Origin of the sequence: Micromonospora sp. ANENR4 (genome assembly GCF_015354395.1) — a bacterium.
Taxonomy (GTDB): Bacteria; Actinomycetota; Actinomycetes; order Mycobacteriales; family Micromonosporaceae; genus Micromonospora; species Micromonospora aurantiaca.
Genome location: NZ_JADKYQ010000010.1, coordinates 221,401 through 239,590 on the forward strand (window position 1 = coordinate 221,401; position 18,190 = coordinate 239,590).

5 protein-coding genes are annotated in these 18,190 nt (G+C 76.3%); all 5 read right to left on the bottom strand.

Features of this window, described 5'->3' with window-relative positions; translation table 11 throughout:
• Window positions 1-10: 10 nt before the first annotated feature.
• From IRY44_RS19500 to IRY44_RS19520, 5 genes are read right to left on the bottom strand one after another with little or no spacing between them, the layout of a single operon-like run.
• Complete coding sequence (locus IRY44_RS19500) at window positions 11-5,461, bottom strand: type I polyketide synthase (protein ID WP_194801720.1); 5,451 nt, start codon at window positions 5,459-5,461, stop codon at window positions 11-13.
• 29 nt (window positions 5,462-5,490) lie between these two features.
• Window positions 5,491-8,994: a non-ribosomal peptide synthetase gene (locus IRY44_RS19505; protein WP_194801721.1), complete on the bottom strand. Its 3,504-nt coding sequence runs from the start codon at window positions 8,992-8,994 to the stop codon at window positions 5,491-5,493.
• Window positions 8,991-11,294 (bottom strand): lantibiotic dehydratase, encoded by a 2,304-nt coding sequence (locus IRY44_RS19510; RefSeq protein WP_194801722.1) that lies wholly within the window; start codon window positions 11,292-11,294, stop codon window positions 8,991-8,993. The genes IRY44_RS19505 and IRY44_RS19510 overlap by 4 nt, the downstream gene beginning before the upstream one ends.
• Window positions 11,291-14,401 carry a thioesterase domain-containing protein gene (locus tag IRY44_RS19515; RefSeq protein WP_194801723.1) on the bottom strand — a complete coding sequence of 1,037 codons (3,111 nt, stop codon included), beginning with the start codon at window positions 14,399-14,401 and terminating at the stop codon, window positions 11,291-11,293. The genes IRY44_RS19510 and IRY44_RS19515 overlap by 4 nt, the downstream gene beginning before the upstream one ends.
• Window positions 14,398-17,865 (bottom strand): AMP-binding protein, encoded by a 3,468-nt coding sequence (locus IRY44_RS19520; protein WP_194801724.1) that lies wholly within the window; start codon window positions 17,863-17,865, stop codon window positions 14,398-14,400. Before IRY44_RS19520 ends, IRY44_RS19515 begins: the two co-directional genes overlap by 4 nt.
• Between the last annotated feature and the right edge of the window lie 325 nt (window positions 17,866-18,190).

Sequence of the window (18,190 nt, forward strand, 5' to 3'; positions counted from 1 at the left end):
ATCGGGGGTGTCAGCCGCGGGGCAGCCGCGGGATGGCCGGGATCGCCGCCGGGGCGGCCGGTGCGTCGGCGGGCGCCTCGGCGCGCAGCTCCTCGATCCGGGCGGCCAGGCCGGCCACCGTGGGGGTCTCGAAGAGGCTGCGCATCGGCAGCCGTACGCCTGTCGCCTTGCGCATGGCCGCGATGAGCTGCACGGCCACCAGCGAGTTGCCGCCGAGGGCGAAGAAGTCGTCGTCCACGCCGACGTCGGTGACGCCGAGGCCGTCGCGCCACACCTGGGCGATCGTCTTCTCCAGCTCGGTGCCGGGCGCCGCCGAGCCGCCTCCGGTGGCCGCCGTCGTGCCGGCCGGCGCGTCGGTCTCCTCGGCGAGGCTGTCGGTGGTGACCCGCGCCGCGCGGCGCCGGATGTCGGCGACGGTGCGGGTGGTGATCACCACCTGGGCGCCGAGACCGGCGGCGAGGCTGCGGCGGAACGCCTCCGCGCCGTCGACCGGGCGGATGTCCTCGGTGACCGGCGCCGCGGCGTCCGCGTCCGCCGCCGGGGACTCGCCCAGGTTGCCGGTGACCGCGTCCTGGTCGACCCGGCGCAGCACGAAGTCGCTGATCGAGACCAGCTCCCGCCCGTCGGGGTCGCGCAGCGACAGGTCGGCGGCGACCACCTCGTCGGTGGCGGCGGGCCGGTGCCGCAGGTGACTGTGGAACGTCGCCGGCAGCGCGCCGCGCACCACGATCCGGCCGTACGACAGCGGTAGGTAGGTGCCGGAGCCCTGCCCACGGCCGAACGCGGTGGCCACGTCCAGCAGCGCCGGGTGCATGCCCCAGGAGGGCAGGTCACCGACCGCGGCGGCGGGTGCCTGCACCCGGGCCAGCTCCTCGCCGTCGGCGAGGTGGTGCTCGGCCAGCGCCGCCCAGCGCGGGCCGAACGTGAGCATGCTGGTGCGTCCCCGGCCGAACGAGGCGTCGTCGTCGACCCGCCGCCCGGCGACGGCGGGCACGGCGGCCGGCGGGGCCGCGTCGGTGGTCCACCCGGCGGTGCCGCGGACGTGGGTGCGCGCCTGCCCGGCGGCGAGGCTGGCGACGGTGAAGTCGGTGCCGTCCTCGGCCGGGGTCAGCTCGACCCGGTACTGGGCCACGGTGCCGTCCGGCACCGAGAACGGCTCCAGGAACACCACGTCCCGCAGTTCCACCGCGGCGTCGGGCCCCGGCGCGGGCAGCGCGGCGACCACCGCGGCGCGCACCGACTCCAGGTGGGCGGTGCCCGGCACCACCGGCACCCCGGCGATCCGGTGCTCGTCGAGCAGCCAGTGGGTGTCCGCCGAGACCAGTCCGTGCAGCACCGTGCCGTCCGGCCCGGCCACCATCGTGGTGAGCACCGGGTGGGCGACCGCCGTGGTCACGGTGTCCCGCCCGGCGGCCCGGAACGCGGCCGGGGCGGCGGTCTCCACCGCCATGCCGACCTCGGCCCAGCCGCCCCAGTTCTGCGACACCACCGGCGCGCGGAACCCGGTGCCGGAGCGCGCGAACGCGTCCAGGAAGTTGTTCGCGGCGCAGTAGTCGACCTGGCCGAACCCGCCGATCACCGCGGTGATCGAGGAGCAGAGCACGACGAAGTCCAGCGGCAGGTCGCCGAAGACCCGGGCCAGCGCCAGGGTGCCGGCCAGCTTCGGGGCCAGCACGCGCTGCGCCTCGTCGCGGTCCTTCACCTCGGCCATGCCGCCGCCGGGCAGACCCGCGGCGTGCACGATGCCGTCCAGCCCGCCGAACCGGCGCTCCGCCTCGTCGCGGACCCGGCGCAGGTCGTCGGTGTCGGTGACGTCGGCGGCGAGCACCAGCACCTCGGCGCCCGCGGCCTCCATCCGGCGGATCGCCGCGATGGCCCGTCCGGCCCGGTCGGCGCCGCCGTGCACCGCCAGGTGCGCGTCCCACTCGTCCCGTTCGGGCAGCCCGGAGCGGGCCAGCAGCACCAGCTTGGCGCGGGCCCGGCGGGCGAAGTCCTCGGCGAGGGTGACGCCGATGCCGCCGAGGCCGCCGGTGATCAGGTAGCGGCCCTCCTCGCGCAGCACGCCCGGCTCGTCCTCGGCGGCCACTGTGACCTGCTCGTAGCCGGCCAGCCAGCGGCGGTCGCCGCGCAGCGCCACCTCCGGGTGCTCGGCGTCGACCGGGCTGCGCAGCTCGGCCACCAGGGCGGCGACGCCGCGCGCGGCCGGGTCGGTGTCGAGCAGCCGCACGGTCAGGCCGGGCAGCTCGGCCGGGAGCACCCGGGCCAGGCCGGCCAGCGTGGCGTGCTCCGGGCGGGTCAGGTCGTCGCCGCGGACGTCGCCGATGCCGGCGGTGACCAGGTCCAGGCGGACGCCCGCCTCGTCGGCCGTCACACCGGCGCCGGCCAGGGCCTGCACCAGGTGCAGCGCGCCGAGGAAGCCGCGCTCCTGCGCCGCCCAGGCGGCCGCCGGGTCGGTGCCGGCCGGGTCACCGTCGAGCGCGAACGCGTGCACGATCCGCCGGGGCAGGTCGGCGCCGAGCGCGGCGACCAGTTCCTCGGCGTCGGCGCGTACGCCGGGGCGCAGCCGGAAGCCGTTGGCGGTGGCGGTGAACGTCTCGCCGGCGCGTACCTCGACCGGGTCGTCGCCGGCGGCGCGCAACGCGGCCACGAGCGCGTCGCCGCGCGGACCGTCGGCCAGCACCAGGCAGCGGCCCAGCGGCTCGGCCATGCGGGCCGGCGCGGCCTGCCGCCACACCGGTACCGCGAACCACTCCGGCAGCGGGCGCGGGCCGGTCTCGACGGGCGCCGCCGCCAGCTCCTGCTCCGGGTCCGGGTCGATCCAGTAGCGGCGCCGCTCGAACGGGTACGTGGGCAGCGGCACCCGCCGCGCGTGCGGGTCGGCCGGGACGCTCACCGGCACCCCGGCGCACCACAGCGCGCCGGCCGTGCCGAGCAGCGCGGCCAGGTCACCGGTCGGCTCGCCCGGGCCGGGCAGGCTGCCCAGCGGGGTCAGCGCGCGCTGCGCCTCACCGGCCTTGGCGACCTGCATCCGGGCCAGGTTGGCCAGCTGCCGGCCGGGGCCGCACTCGACGAGCGCCCAGGTGCCCTCGGCGAGCAGCGTCGCCACGCACGCGCCGAAGCGGACCGGGCGGCGCAGGTGCGCGGCCCAGTACGCCGGGTCGGTGGCCTGTGCCTCGGTGATCCAGGTGCCGGTCACGTTGGAGACGAACGGCACCGCCGGGGCGCGCAGCGGCACGGTGGCCATCAGCGCGGTGAACTCGTCCAGGATCGGGTCCATCATCGGCGAGTGGAACGCGTGCGAGGTGCGCAGCACCTTCGACTTGTTCTTGCCGCCGAGGCTCGCCGCGAACTCCTCCACGAGCGCCGTCTCACCGGCGACCACGCAGGTGCCGGGGCCGTTGACGGTGGCCACCGACAGGCCCTCGGGCAGCTTGCCGGTCACCTCCGACTCGTCGAGCGTGACCGCCAGCATCGAACCGGCGGGCAGGGAGTGCATGAGCCGGCCCCGGGCGGCCACCACGCGGAGCGCGTCGGCGAGGTCGAGCACCCCGGCGACCGTCGCGGCCACGTACTCGCCGATGGAGTGGCCGATCATCGCGGCCGGGGTGACCCCGGCGGCCCGCCAGGCGGCGGCGAGGGCGTACTCGACGGTGAACAGGGCGGGCTGGGTGTAGCGGGTCTGCGTGAGCTTGTCCGCCGCCTCCGGGTCGCGGCCCAGGATCAGGTCGCGGATGTCCAGGCCCAGCTCGGGGCGGAGCAGCTCGGCGCACTCGTCGACGGCGGCGGCGTACGCGGTGTCCTGCGCGTACAGCTCGGCGCCCATCCCGGCGTACTGCGAGCCCTGACCGCTGAACAGGAACGCCACCCGGGGTGCGGCGCCCTCGGCGGCACCCCGGTGGCCCTTGCGCCGCTCGCGCAGCGCGGCGGCGGCGGACGCCGGGTCACCGGCGACGACGGCGGCGCGGTGGGCGTACACCTGGCGGCCGACACGCAGCGTGTGCGCCACGTCGGCGAGCGCCACGTCGCTGCCGCTCTCCAGGTGGTCGGCGAGCCGCCGCACGGCGGTGTCCAGCGCGGTCGGGGTCTTCGCCGACACCTGGAGCAGCTGCGCCGGGCGGGCCGGCGGCTCGGGCCGGCCGGCGGCCGGGGCCTCCTCCAGCACCACGTGCGCGTTGGTGCCACCGATGCCGAAGGAGCTGACGCCGGCGCGGCGCGGTCCGCCGTCGGTGTCCCACTTGGTCAGCGTGTTCGCCACGTAGAACGGGGTGTCGGCGAAGTCGATGGCCGGGTTCGGCGACTCGTAGTTGATGGTCGGCGGGATCAGCCCGTGTTCCATCGCCAGCACCGTCTTGATCACGCTGACGATGCCGGAGGGCTGGCTGAGGTGGCCGATGTTCGACTTCACCGAGCCGATGCCGCACCAGCCGCGCTCGTCGGTGTCCTTGGTGTAGACGGCGGACAGCGCGGCGACCTCGATCGGGTCGCCGAGCGCGGTGCCGGTGCCGTGCGCCTCGACGTAGCTGATGCTGCGCGGGTCGACGCCGGCCAGCTCGACGGCCTGGGCGACGGCCTCCATCTGCCCGTCGATGCTGGGGGCGGTGAAGCCGACCTTCCCGGCGCCGTCGTTGTTGATGGCGTTGCCGAGCACTACCGCGCGGATGGTGTCGCCGTCGGCGATCGCGTCGGAGAGCCGCTTGAGCAGCGTCACGCCGACGCCGCTGCCCCACACCGTGCCGTTCGCTCCGGCGTCGAACGGCCGGCACCGCCCGTCGGGCGAGGTGAAGCCGTCCATGCCGAGGTAGCCGACGTGCGGCAGCTCGATGTTGACACCGCCGGCCAGGGCCATGTCGCACTCGCCGTTGCGCAGCGCCTCGCAGGCCAGGTGGAACGCGACGAGCGAGGTCGAGCAGGCGGTGTGCACGGTCATGCTGGGCCCGCGCAGGTCCAGCCGGTACGACACGTTCGTGGCCACGTAGTTCGGCGAGTTCCCGGTGGCCAGCGAGACCGCGCCGTGCGGGTTCCCGCCGACGCGCTTGTTGCGGTACACGTTGCGGTGCAGGTACGTGTTGCCGCCGGTGCCGGCGTACACGCCCACCGCGCCGTCGTAGCGGCCCGGGTCGTAGCCGGCGTTCTGCAGGGCGGTGTAGCAGGTCTCCAGGAACAGCCGGTGCTGCGGGTCGGTGATCTCGGCCTCGCGGGCGGTCATCCCGAACAGGCCGGCGTCGAACTCGTCGTAGCCGTCCACCAGCGGGGCACGGTTGACCCACCCCGGGTCGTCGACCTCCTGCGGCTGGGCGCCGCGGGCGAGCTGCTCCTCGCGGGTCAGTTCGGTCGTCGACTCCACGCCGTCGACCAGGTTGCGCCAGAACTCGTCGACGTCGGCCGCGCCGGGCAGGCGGGCGGCGAGCCCGACGATGGCGATGGGCTCGACGCCGTCGTCGGCGGGAATGTCGTTCTGCATGGGGGTTCCTTCATTCACAAGGGATCGCGTCACGGGTGAGGTCGGCGTGGTGGCGGGGTGCGGCGGGCGCGTCCCCGCCGGGCGGCGGCGCGCATCGCGGCGCGGGCCAGTTCCGGCCGGTCGGCGGCCCCGTCGAGGCTGGCGGCGAGCGCCCGCACGGTCGGGTGGCGGAACAGGTCGAGCATGGTGATCGAGCGGCCGGTGGCCTCGGTGAGGCGGGCGTGCACGGCGGCCAGGGCCATCGAGTGGCCGCCGATGTCGAAGAAGTTGTCGCTCACGCCGACCGCGTCGCGGCCGAGCACGTCCCGCCAGATCCCGGCGATCAGCTCCTCGGTCGCGGTGAGCGCGTCCGACCCGGCGGGCAGCGGCGCGCGGGCCGGTTCGGCGGTGGCGACGCTCATCGCGCCGAGCGCCGCGACCCGTACCGCCGGGCGGGGCAGCTCGGGCGCGACCTCGGCGGCCGGGGCGTCCGGGTCGGCGGCGAGCGCGCCGACCAGGGCGGCCAGGTCGGTCAGGAGCGCTTCGATCCGGTCGCCGGTGAACAGGTCCGGGTTGTGCACCACCTCGACGCCGGCCCGCCCGTCGCGCTCCACCACGTAGACGGTCAGGTCGAACGGCGACCCGGGCTTGGGCACCGGCACCGGCTCGACGGCCAGGCCGGTCAGCGTCAGCCGGGGCGCGACGAAGTTGAGCACGTTGAACAGCACCTGCACCAGCGGGGCGCGGGAGGTGTCCCGGCCCACGCCGAGCGCCTCGACGATGCGTTCCAGTGGCGCGCCCGGGTGGGCGGTGACCTCGTGCAGCTCGGCGGCGGCCCGGTCGACCTGCTCGGCGAAGCTCGCGCCGCCGGAGCGGACCCGCACCGGCACGGTGTCGATGAAGAACCCGATCACCTCGTCGAACGCGGCCAGCCGCCGGTCCGCGACGATCGCGCCGAGCACGTGCTCGTCGTCGCCGGTGACCCGCCGCAGCAGCTCGCCGAACGCGGCCAGCAGCACCGCCGCGACAGTCGTGCCGCGCCGGCCGGCCAGGTCGCGTACGGCCCGGTCGGCGGTCTCGTCCAGCCGCACCGCGGCCTCCGCGCCGGCGTACGTCTGCACGGCCGGGCGGGGACGGTCGCGGGGCAGGTCCAGCACCGTGGGCGCACCGGCCAGGTGCGCGGCCCACCAGGCCAGGTCCGTCTCGCCCCGGCGCCGGTCCCGGTCGGCGCGCCACACCGCGTAGTCGGCGTACGTGGCGGGCAGCGGCGGGCGGCCCGGCACGGACCGGCCGAGCGCGCGGGCGTACGCGAGCGCCAGCTCGTCGTAGAGCAGCGCCTCCGACCAGCCGTCGAAGACCGCGTGGTGCACAGTCACCGCGAGCACGTGCTCCTCGGCGGCGAGCCGGTACACGGCCACCTGCCAGGGCGGCCCGGTGGCCAGGTCGAACGCGTGCCCGGCGCCGGCCGCGAGCATGCCGGCCAGTTCGGCGTCCGGGTCGGCGGCGCCGGTCAGGTCGACCACCGGCACCGCCACGTCGGTGGGTTCCTCGCGGACCGCGTACGGCACGCCGCCGTTCTGCGGTATGCGCCAGCGCAGCACGTCGTGCCGTTCCGCGACGGCCCGCAGCGCGGCACCGAGCGCGGTGACGTCCAGCGGCCCGCGCAGCTGGTGCGCGACGGCGATGTTGTACGGCGCGCTGGACGGGGCGAGCTGGTCCATGAACCACAGCCGCCGCTGCGGCGGGGACAGCGTCGGCGGGTTGCCGGTGGTGAGCCCGTCGGCGTCGGCGGGGTCGGCGGCGCGGACCCGGTCCACGAGCGCGGCGAACGTGCGGTCGGCGAACAGCACCCGGGTGTCGACCTGCCGGCCCAGCTCGGCGCGCAGCGCGGCGACCAGCCGCATCGCGGCGATGGAGTTGCCGCCGGCGGCGAGGAAGTCGCTGTCCGGGGCGGGCGCGGCGCCGAGCAGCCGGGTCCAGACGCGCCGGACCGCCGCCGTCACCGGGTCGTCGTCGCCGGGCGCGTCGGCGACGGCGGCCGGGGCGGTCGCGGCCAGCTCGCGCAGCGCCGGCCGGTCCAGCTTGCCGGTGGTCGCGCTGACCGGCAGCGCGTCCAGCCGCACCGTCCGGGCCGGCAGCATCGCGGTGGTCAGCCGCGTCGCCGCGTACGCCCGCAGCTCGTCATCGTCCGGCGCGCCGGCCGGGGTGAGGAACGCGACCAGCTCGGCGCCGGCCGGGCCGGGCACCGCCTCCACCGCGACGCGCTCGACGCCGGGGCAGGCGGCCAGCACCGCCTCGATCTCGCCCAGCTCGATGCGCTGGCCGCGCACCTTCACCTGCCGGTCGGCGCGGCCGAGGTAGACGATCCGGCCGTCCGGGCCCTGCCGGACCAGGTCACCGGTGCGGTAGAGCCGCTCGCCGGGTGCCCCGCCGAACGGGTCGGGCACGAACCGCTCGGCGGTCAGGCCGGGCCGGTTCAGGTAGCCGTCGGCCAGGCCGGGCCCGCCGATCAGCAGCTCGCCGGTCTCCCCCGCCGGCACCGGACACAGGTCGGCGTCGACCACGTACGCCCGGTGGTTGGGCAGCGGCCGGCCGATCGGCATCGGGTCGGTGTCGACCGGGGTGAGGTCGCAGGTGACCGCCAGCACGGTGGTCTCGGTCGGGCCGTAGCCGTTGAGGAACCGGCGGCCCGGCGCCCAGCGGGCGACCAGTTCGGCCGGGACCGCCTCGCCGCCGCAGAGCAGCACCCGCCACGACGGGAACCCGGCCGGGTCCAGCAGCGACAGCACGGTCGGGGTGATGAAGCCCCAGGTGACCTCGTGTTCGGCGACGAACCGGGCCAGCCGTACCGGGTCGGCCCGGTCGTCGGCGCCGAGCAGCTGCACCGCGCCGCCGAGCGTGAGCGGCACGAACAGGTCCATGGTGGCCGCGTCGAAGCCGAGCGAGGCGATGCCGAGGCTGCGCACCGAGGCGTCGGCGCCGGTCAGCGCGCTCACTCCGGTGACGAACTCGACCGCGTTGCGGTGGGTGGTCAGCACGCCCTTCGGGCGGCCGGTGGAGCCGGAGGTGAACAGCACGTACGCCGGATCGCCGGGTCGGGCGGGGCAGGGTGCGAGCGGGGCCGGGCCGGGCAGGCCGAGCGCCGTCACGCCGGGCTCGTCGCCGAACTCGGCCGCCGCCGCGTCGCCGACCACCACGCGGACGCCCGCGTCGCGGGCGATCCCGCGCAGCCGGGCCCGGGGGCCGCCCGGCTCCAGCGGCACGTACGCGGCGCCGGCGAGCAGCACGCCGACGACTGTGACCACCAGGTCGGGGGTGCGCGCGCCGCACACGCCGGCCCGGTCGCCCGGGCCGACGCCGTGCTCACGCAGCGCGGCGGCCACCCCGGCGGCCCGGTTGACGAGCTGCCGGTAGGTGAGCCGGGTGTCCCACTGGCGCACCGCCACCGCGTCCGGGGTGCGGGCCGCCTGCGCGGTGATCAGGTCGGCCAGGGTGGCGTCCGGCCACGGCAGGTCCGGGCCGTGGACGGCGCTGACGGTCAGGGTGTCGGTCACCGGAGTGCTCCAAGGTGCTCGGCCGGGTCGGTGATCTGGAGGCGCAGTTCGCTGACGTAACCGCGGCCCCGGGCGTCGGGCACCCACGCCTCGGTGGGTGCGGGCAGCAGTTCGGAGACCACCACCGGCACGTCCGGGCCGGTGCGCAGCGCGGCGTCGACCATCGCGCACAGCGACTGCGCGTACAGCGGGCCGGTCAGGTCCACGTAGCAGGGTTTGATCTCGGTGCCGACCTTGACGAACACCCGCTCGGGCAGGCCGGTCCCGGCGCGCCAGCGGCGTACCGCCAGGTAGCGGGCGGTCTCGTCGGCGTGGCCGCCCAGCCCGCACGCCCCGGCCGTGGTGCGCCAGGTACGCCGGGCCACGACCAGCCGGTCGATGGTGATGCGGGGGGTGTACGCGGCGGCGCCGAGCAGCTTGAACGCGTCGAGCAGCAGCGAGCCGAGCAGCGTGGCGAAGACCTCCATCAGCGGCCAGCGGGCGCCGTCGGGGAAGACCGCGGTGAGCTGGTCACCGGTGCGCTCGACCAGCACTGCGGTGGCCGGGACCAGGCGGTCCACGTCGGCGCCGTGCGCGGTGTCGATGCCGAGCTGGCGGTCCGCCGGGCCGGTCAGCGCGTACGTGGTGCGGGTGGTGCGGCGGGGGAAGCTGTCCGGCCAGAGCACCCGCAGCCGGACCGGACCCAGGTCGGCGTCGAGGTCGGCGCGCAGCGCGGCCGGGTCCGGGTGGAACGGGCTGAGCACCGCGCTGTCGAAGGCGACCGAGGCGGGGTGCAGCTCGCCGAGCACCAGCAGGAAGTCGCCGCGCTCGACAGCCTCCGGCGAGGCGGCGCTGAGCTGCACGTCGGGGTTGTGCAGCCGGGCCGACGGCCAGCCGGGCCGCGTCGCCGGGAACAGTTCCCGGGCCCGCTCGGTCAGGTCCGCGGCGCGTAGCCGCAGCTCCGCCTGCCCCTCGGGCAGGTCGGCCAGGCCGAACAGCTCGGCCCAGCGCGCGGTGAGCGTGGCGCCGGCCCGGCCGATCGGGCCGTCCGGGGCGACGAGCGTGCCCTGGGCCAGCAGCCACAGGTCGGCGAGCCGCACCGGGCCGTCGGCGGCCAGTTCCTCGTGCAGTTCGGTGAAGAGTTCGCCGCAGCGGGCGGCCACCTCGCCGGTGAACCAGCGGGCGGTACGCAGCACCACCGCCATCGGCTCGGCGAGCGCGTCGATGACCGCCGACCCGATCCGGAACTCCAGGTCGCGGGCGGTCTCCTCGTAGCAGACGGTGCGGGCGGCGTACATCTGCCCGCTGTGCCGGGTGGCCGGGCGCCCGGTGACGGCGGTGAACCCGGCGTTGAGCGCGGCGAGCGCGGCGCCGAGCCGGTCCGGGTCGCCAGCCGCGGCGGCCACCTCGTCGCGGGCGGCGCGCAGCCGGCCGAACTCGGCCGCCGTGGCGGCGCGGACCGGCTCGTCGCCGATCGCGGCGATCCGCGCTTCGAGCACCCGCTCGGCGTCCGGCGCGATCGGCAGGTTCGCGCCCCAGCTGAGCCGGCCGCGCTCGACCCAGCGGTCGAGCAGCAGGTAGACGTCGTCGGCGCCGTGTACCTCGCCGGCGTCGCACAGGCGCTGCGCCAGTTCCACAGCGGGCGTCCGCCCGTCGCAGGCGCTGAGCACCAGCGCCTCGACCGGGGTCAGCGCGATCGGCGGGTGCAGCGGCCAGCGCAGTTCCCGCCCGGCGACGGTCAGGTGCGGTTGCAGGGCGGGTGCCCACCAGCGGCGCACCGCGAGGTCGTCGGCGAGCCGGTCGGCGTACGCGATGAGCGCCCACGCCTCGAAGTACACCCGCCGCCGGTGCACCAGCGCGTCGCCGGGCACGGTGTGCACCCCGCGGAGGGAGGTCTCGAACGTGCCCCAGCAGACCGGGCCGAAGAAGCCGATGGTCTCGGCCTTGCCGCAGTAGCGCTGCCAGTAGCGCAGCAGGCTCAGCTCGCGCTTGCGGCGGCGCACGTTGCGGACCTGCGGGTCGGTGCGCAGCAGCCCGTCCAGCGCGATCAGCATGTCCGGGTTCTGCCAGGTGACCGCCTCGCGCAGCAGCGGGTCGGCGGCCAGCTCACCGGCTACCGCGGAGGACTCGGCGAACGCCTCGGCCAGCGCCTTGCCGAACACCTCGGCGCCGGTGTCGCCGGCGAGCAGCGCGTCCGCGGCGGCGGCGCAGTCCGGCGCGGCGAACCGGTCCAGCCCGGCGGCCGGGAACCCGGCGGTACGCAGCACCACGTCCCGCCACACCGACCAGCCGGTGTCGCCCAGGGGCAGCAGGTGGCTCACCGGTGGTCCTCCCGCCCGGCGTCGGTGATGTGCAGGCGCAGCTCGCTGAAGTAGCGGCGGCCCGCCCCGTCGGGCACCCACGCCTGCTCCGGTGCGGGCAGCATCTCGCTGACCGTAAACGACACGTCGTCGCCGCCGTCGACCCGGGCGGCGCGCACCATCGCGCACAGCGTGGTGGCGAACGCCGGCGCGGACAGGTCCACGAAGCACGGCTTGGTCTCGGTGCCGAACTTGACGTACACCTGCTCGGGCAGGCCGAGGCGGCGCCGCCAGTCCCGGACGGCGAGGAAGCGGTCCCGCTCGCCGTTGGGCACGGCGAGGCCGCTCTCGCCCACTGTGGTCCGCCACGTCTGCCGGGCCAGCACCAGCCGGTCCACGGTGATCCGGGGCGTGTACGGCGCGGCGGCGACCAGCTTGAACCCGTCCACGGCGTGCGCGCTGAGCGGCTCGGCGAAGATCTCGACGAGCGGCCAGCGCTGACCGTCCGAGGCGGTGGCGACCAGTTCGCCGTCCACCTCGTCGACGACGAGGTCGACGGTGGGCAGCACGCGGGCCGGGTCGGCGCCCGGCGCGTCGAGGAACGCCAGGTGCCGGTCGGCCGGGCCGGTCAGCGACTCGGCGGTACGGCTGGTCCGCCGCGGCCAGTCGGCCGGGAACAGCAGCCGGACCCGCCGCTGCCCCATGTCCACCGCGAGCGCGTCGCGCAGCCGCTCCACGTCCGGGTGCGACGGAGTGAACACCGCGCAGTCGAACGACGACCAGGCGGCGTGCAGCTCGCCGAGCACCACCGTGTAGTCGCCGCGCCGCAGCGCTTCCGCGTCGGTGGCGCAGATCTGCAGGTCGGGGCTGTGCATGGCGGCGTTCGACCACTCGGGCCCCTCGCCGGGGAACACCGCGTTGATCCGGCCGGCGAGGTCGGCCGCGCGCAGCCGTACGTCGGTGGTGCCGGCGGGCAGCGTGTCCAGGCCGAACAGTCCGGCCCAGCGGGTGGCGAAGTCCGCCGCCACCGCGTCGACCGGCCGCTCCCCGTCGCCCCAGAACATGCCCTGGGCCAGGAACCACAGGTCGGCCAGCGGCACCGGGGCACCGGACTCGGCGCGCAGCTCCTCGTACAGGCCGCGCAGCACGTCGAGGTAGGCGCGGGCGAGCGCGTTGGCCAGCCAGCGGGCGGCACGCAGCAGCACGTCCAGCGGGGCGGCCAGCTCGGACAGCAGCGGCGCGCCGAACACCACGTCGAGGTCGCGGGCGCTGTCCTCGTAGCAGACCGTGCGGCCGGCGTACATCTGCCCGGCCCGGCGTACCGCGGGCACGCCGGTCAGCTCGGTGAACGTGGCGTCGAGCGCGTCCAGGGCGGTCCGCAGCCGGTCCGCGTCACCGGCCGCGACGGCGACGTCGTCGCGGGCGGCACGCAGCCGGTCGAACCCGGCGCGGGCGGCGGCGCGGGCCGGCTCGTCGCCGATCGCGTCGATCCGGTCGGCCAGTACCCGCTCGGCGTCCGGGCTCACCGGCAGGGCCGCGTCCCAGGTGATCAGTTCCCGCTCGACCAGCCGGTCGAGCAGCGCGTAGCCGTCCTCCGGGCGGCGCAGCCCGATCGCCGGGTCGGCGACCAGGTCGGCGGCGCCGCGCCGGCCGTCGGCCGCGCGCAGCAGGGCGGCCTCCACCGGGGTCAGCGTCAGCGGCGGCCGGCCGGGCCGCAGCACGTCGCGGTCCCGGACCGCCAGGTGGGCCCGCAGCATCGGCGGCCACCACCGGCGTACGGCCAGGTCCGCGCCGAGCCGTTCGGCGTACGCGGACAGCGCCCACGACTCGAACCACACCCAGCGCCGCCGGGTCAGGCTGTCGCCGGGGTTGACCCGGGCAACCTCCGGCTGCGCGGGATCGACAGTGACCCAGCAGCTGGGGCCGAAGAAGCCGACGGTCTCGTTCTTGCCGCAGTAGCGCTGCCAGTACTTCAGCAGCGCCCGTTCCCGGTCGCGTCGGCGCACGTTGCGGGCCGCGTCGGCGCCGCCGCGCACCAGCCCGTCGAACGCCACCAGCGCGCCCCGGTTCTGCCAGGTGACCGCCTCGCGCAGCAGCGGATCGGCGGCCAGCTCGCTGAACCGCTGCGCGCCGGCACGCAGCGCCTCCTCGAACTCCTTTGTGAACCGGTCCTCATCCGCGCCGGTGGTCAGCAGCTCGTCGGCCGCGGCGGCGGCCCGGGGCGCGGCGAACAGCTCCAGCCCGTCGGCCGGGAAGCCGGTGGTCCGCAGCACCGCGTCGCGCCACACCGACCAGCCGGTGTCGCCGAGCGGAACCCGGTGCGCGGCGCCGGCGGTCCCGCGGCCGGCGGCGCGCACCGGGTCCGGACCCGCGTCCGGCGTGCCGGGGCGGGTGTCGGTGGGCGCGGCGGTCAGGTCGGCCCGGATCAGCGCGGCCAGCTCGGTCAGCCGGTCGTGCAGGAAGAAGTGCCCGCCGTCCAGCTCGTGCAGGGTGAACCCGGCAGCGGTGTGCTCGGCCCAGGCGGCGCTCTGCTCCCGGCTGACCGCCCGGTCGGTGCGGCCGGCGAACACGACGATCGGCACCGGCAGCGGCTCGCCGGGGACGTGGCGGTAGTCGTCGACCCGGCCGAAGTCGGCGCGTAGCAGCGGCAGCAGCAGCTCCACCAGCTCCGGGTGGTCGAGCAGCTCGGCGGGCAGGCCGCCGCCCTCGCCGAGGCGGCGCAGCAGCTCGTCGTCGCCGGCCCGGGACAGCCCGTCGAACGGGCCGGGCGTGGCGACGTGCGGGGCGCGGGCGCCGCCGACGTAGAGCCGCAGCGGCAGCGGGCGGCCGGTACGGCGCAGCTCGCGGACCACGTCGAAGCCGAGCCGTCCGCCCATCGAGTGGCCGTAGATCGCGTACGGGCGGTCGGCGCGGGAGGCGATGGCGTCGGCGACCTCGGCGACGCTGAAGCGCGGGTCCTCGGTGATCCGGTTCTCCCGGCCGGGCAGTTGCACCGGCACCACGTCGACGCTCGCACCGAACTCGGCCGCCCAGCGCCGGAACGCGCTGGCGCCCGCTCCGGCGTAGGGCAGGCAGAACAACCGCACCGGCGCCTCGGGTCGGCTTCCGGCGGAGACGAACCAGTTCACCGCGGACCTTTCTGCACGGGGTCGATCCAGTGCCGGCGGCGCTGGAACGGGTAGGTGGGCAGTCCGGTGCGCCGGACCGTGCCCTCGGGGTGCAGCGCGTGCCAGTCGACGTCGCGCCCGGCGACCCACTCGGCTGCCGTCTCGCGCAGCGGGCCGCCGTCACCGGCGATGCGGGCGCCGGTGTCCAGCAGCACGTCCAGCGCGGTCAGCGCGGCCGGCAGGTCGGCGGCGATCACCGCCGCGCGGTGGGCGAACGCCCGCCGGCCCAGCGCCAGCGTGGCGGCCACGTCGGACAGTGCCGGGGCGACCCCGGCCAGGTGGCCGCGCAGGCGGGCGAGCGCGGCCCGCAGCGCCGCCGGGGTACGCGCGGAGACCGGCAGCAGCCACGGTCCCTCGCCGGGCGGGTCGGCCGGTTCGGCGGGCGGCGGCTGTTCCACCACGACGTGCGCGTTGGTGCCGCCCAGGCCGAACGCGCTGACCCCGGCGACCCGGCGCGCGTCGTCCGGCCAGTCCCGCGCCTTGGTGGGCACGTAGAACGGCCCGGCGGCCAGGTCGATCTCCGGGTGCGGGCGGGTGAAGTGCAGGTTCGGCGGGATCACCCCGTGCCGGACGGCGAGCACCGTCTTGATCAGCCCGGCGATGCCGGCCGCGGCGTCGAGGTGACCGATGTTGGTCTTCACCGAGCCGAGCGCTGTGGACTCGGCGGGCGCGGCGCCCGCGTACACCTCGTGCAGCGCGGCCACCTCGATGGCGTCGCCCAGTGGCGTACCGCTGCCGTGGCCCTCGACGAAGCGGACCTCGCCGGGCGCGACCTCGGCGGTGGCGAGCGCGCCCGCGACGGCGGCGGCCTGTCCGGCCGGGCCGGGCACCGCGAAGCCGGCCCGGTCCGGGCCGTCGTTGGTGACCGCCCAGCCGGGCAGGATCGCGTAGATGCGGTCGCCGTCGGCCTGCGCGTCGGCGAGCCGGCGCAACGCCACCACGCCCGCGCCGGAGCCGAACCCGGAACCGGCGGCGCCCTCGTCGTAGGCGCGGCACCGGCCGTCGGGCGAGGCGAGCCCGCCCGGCGTGGCGCGGTGCCGGGGCCACATCACCGTGGAACCGCCGGCCAGCGCCAGGTCGCACTGGTAGTCGGCGAGGCTCTGCGCGGCCACGCACACCGCGACGAGCGAGCTGGAACAGGCGCTCTGCACGGCCATCGCCGGGCCGGTCAGGCCGAGCCGGTAGGCCACCTGACCGGGCAGGTGGTCGGTGAACTGGCGGCCGACGAGCCGGGCCTCCCAGTCGTCCGGGTCGACGTCGCCGACCACCGCCGGGTTGTCCATGAGGTGGAACAGGAAGTAGCGGTTGGCCGAGGTGGCGGCGTAGACGCCGACCAGCCCGGGGAAGCGCTCCGGGTCGTGCCCGGCGTCCTCCAGCGCCTCCCAGGCGGTCTCCAGGAACAGCCGGTGCTGCGGGTCGGTACGGGCCGCCTCGTCGGCGGCGAAGCCGAAGAACTCGGCGTCGAAGTCGGCCACCCCGTCGAGCCGGCCGGCGGCGCGGACGTGCCGGGGGTCGGCGCGCAGGCCGGGGCCGACGCCGAGCGCGGCCAGCTCCTCGTCGGTGTGGTCGTGCACCGAGTCGACGCCGGTGCACAGGTTCCACCAGAACGTCGCCACGTCGGGCGCGCCGGGGAAGCGCCCGGCGACGCCGACCACGGCGATCTCGTCGCCGGTGTACTCGCGGGCGGCGCGCACCGGCGCGGCGGGCGCGGGCAGCACCGGGGCGCGGACCGCCTCGGGCGGGGCGTCCAGCAGCGCCGCCTGGGCGGCGACGGTCGGGTGGTCGAACAGGCGCAGCATCGGCAGGCGTACGCCGAACCGCTCGGCGAGGCGCTGCTGCACCTGGCCCAGCAGCAGCGACTGCCCGCCGACGTCGAAGAAGCTGGCGGTGCGGGCGACCGCGTCGCGGCCGAGCACCGCGCACCAGATGTCGTGCACGGCGCGTTCGGTGTCGGTGGCCGGTGCCTCCTCGGCCGGCACCTCGGTCACCGGGCCGGGCAACGCCCGCTCGTCGACCTTGCCGGTGACGGTGAGCGGGAACTCGTCGACCACCACCACCGCTCGGGGCACGGCGTAGTCGGGCAGCGCGGCGGTCAGCGCCGCGCGCAGCGCCGCCGGGTCGGGGCGGGCACCGGCCGGCCGGGCGTACGCGAGCAGTTCGCCGTCGCGCACGATGGCGCGGACGCCCGCGACGCCGGGCTGGGCGGACAGCACGGCTTCGATCTCGGTCAGCTCGACCCGGTGGCCGCGCACCTTGACCTGCCGGTCGAGCCGGCCGAGGCAGACCAGTTCCCCGCCGGGCAGCAGCCGGCCCAGGTCACCGGTGCGGTACGACCGCAGCCCGTCGGCGTTGACGCCGAACCGGTCGCTGTCCTGGTTGAGGTAGCCGGGGGCGAGGTGGCGGCTGCGGACCACGATCTCGCCGGTGTCCGGGGCGAGGTCCAGGCGGTAGCCGGGGAACGCGACGCCCACCGGCAGCGGCCCGCGGGCGTCCGGGTCCACCTCGGACAGCGGCTGCACGTGCCGGGCGGCGAACGTCATCTCGGTCGCGCCGTAGCCGTTCACGAGCACGCACTCGGGGGCGAACCGGTCCCGGCCGCGGGCCGCGTCGGCCCAGGTGGCCTGCTCGCCGCCGAGCAGCACCGCCCGCACCGTGGGCAGCCGGCGCGCGCCGAGCGTGTCGAGCAGGAAGCGGTACACGGTGGGCGTGCAGTGCAGCACCGTGGCGCGGTGCCGGTCGAGCTGCTCGACGGCGTACGCGAGCCCCTGACGGCGCAGGTCGACCGGGACGACGGCGGCGCCGGTGAGCAGCGCCGGGTAGAGGTCGGGGATGGCGGCGTCGAAGCTGAACGACGCGAGCAGGCTGAGCCGGTCGTCGGGCCCGACACCGAGCGCGGCGATCTGGTTGTCGACGACGTGGGCCAGGTTGCGGTGGGTCTGCCCGACCGCCTTGGGCACGCCGGTGGAGCCGGAGGTGAACAGCACGTACGCGAGCGCGTCCGGGTCGGCCGCGACCGGGTGCAGCGGCGCCGGCGGCACCTCGTCCAGCGGGACGACCGGCCGCTCGCCGGCCAGTGTGGACGCCAGGTCGCGGTGCTCGGCGGCGCAGGCCACTGCGGTGACGCCGGCGGCGTCGACCATGTGGCGCAGCCGGGCGACCGGGAAGCCCGGATCCAGCGGCACGTACGCGCATCCGGTCGCGAGGGCGCCGAGCATCGCCGCCACGGTCGGTGCACCGTGTGCGGTGAGCAGCGCGATCCGGTCTCCGGCGCGCAGGCCCGCGGCGGCGAACACGGCAGCGTGCCCGCCGGCCGCCCCGGCCAGCTCGGTGTAGGTGACCTCGTGGGTCTCACCGAGAAGTGCCGGACGTCCGCCGTGTACCGCCGTGATCGCGCCGAAACGATTGATGATCATCGTCTCTGCCATGTCAGGATGCGGGTCGCGCTCCACAGAGGGCAGGCAGGCAGCAATCGACGAATGTGATCATTGATCCCCCCCAGGACTTCACATTGGAAGCAGAATATGGCTCGATTCCTGCGCCGGAAGAGCGGCGACGAGGCTCGAGCCGAAGAGGGGACGGCACCTTGGAACCTCGGACGGAGGAATTCGTCCGATCATCCCTCTAGCGCGTAGACGATTTACAGCGTAGGTGACCGGCGACAAGTTATTTTACGGTGAAAATACTTCCAGGCCGTGGAATCTTCGCCGCAGACGGCCTCGGTGCCGCAGCTCGACCCGGGTCGCGGGGAGC

Excerpts from the sequence above, each read along its gene's own strand:
- IRY44_RS19500 (WP_194801720.1), bottom strand. The coding sequence starts at position 5,461 with ATGCAGAACGACATTCCCGCCGACGACGGCGTCGAGCCCATCGCCATC.
- IRY44_RS19520 (WP_194801724.1), bottom strand. The coding sequence starts at position 17,865 with ATGGCAGAGACGATGATCATCAATCGTTTCGGCGCGATCACGGCGGTA.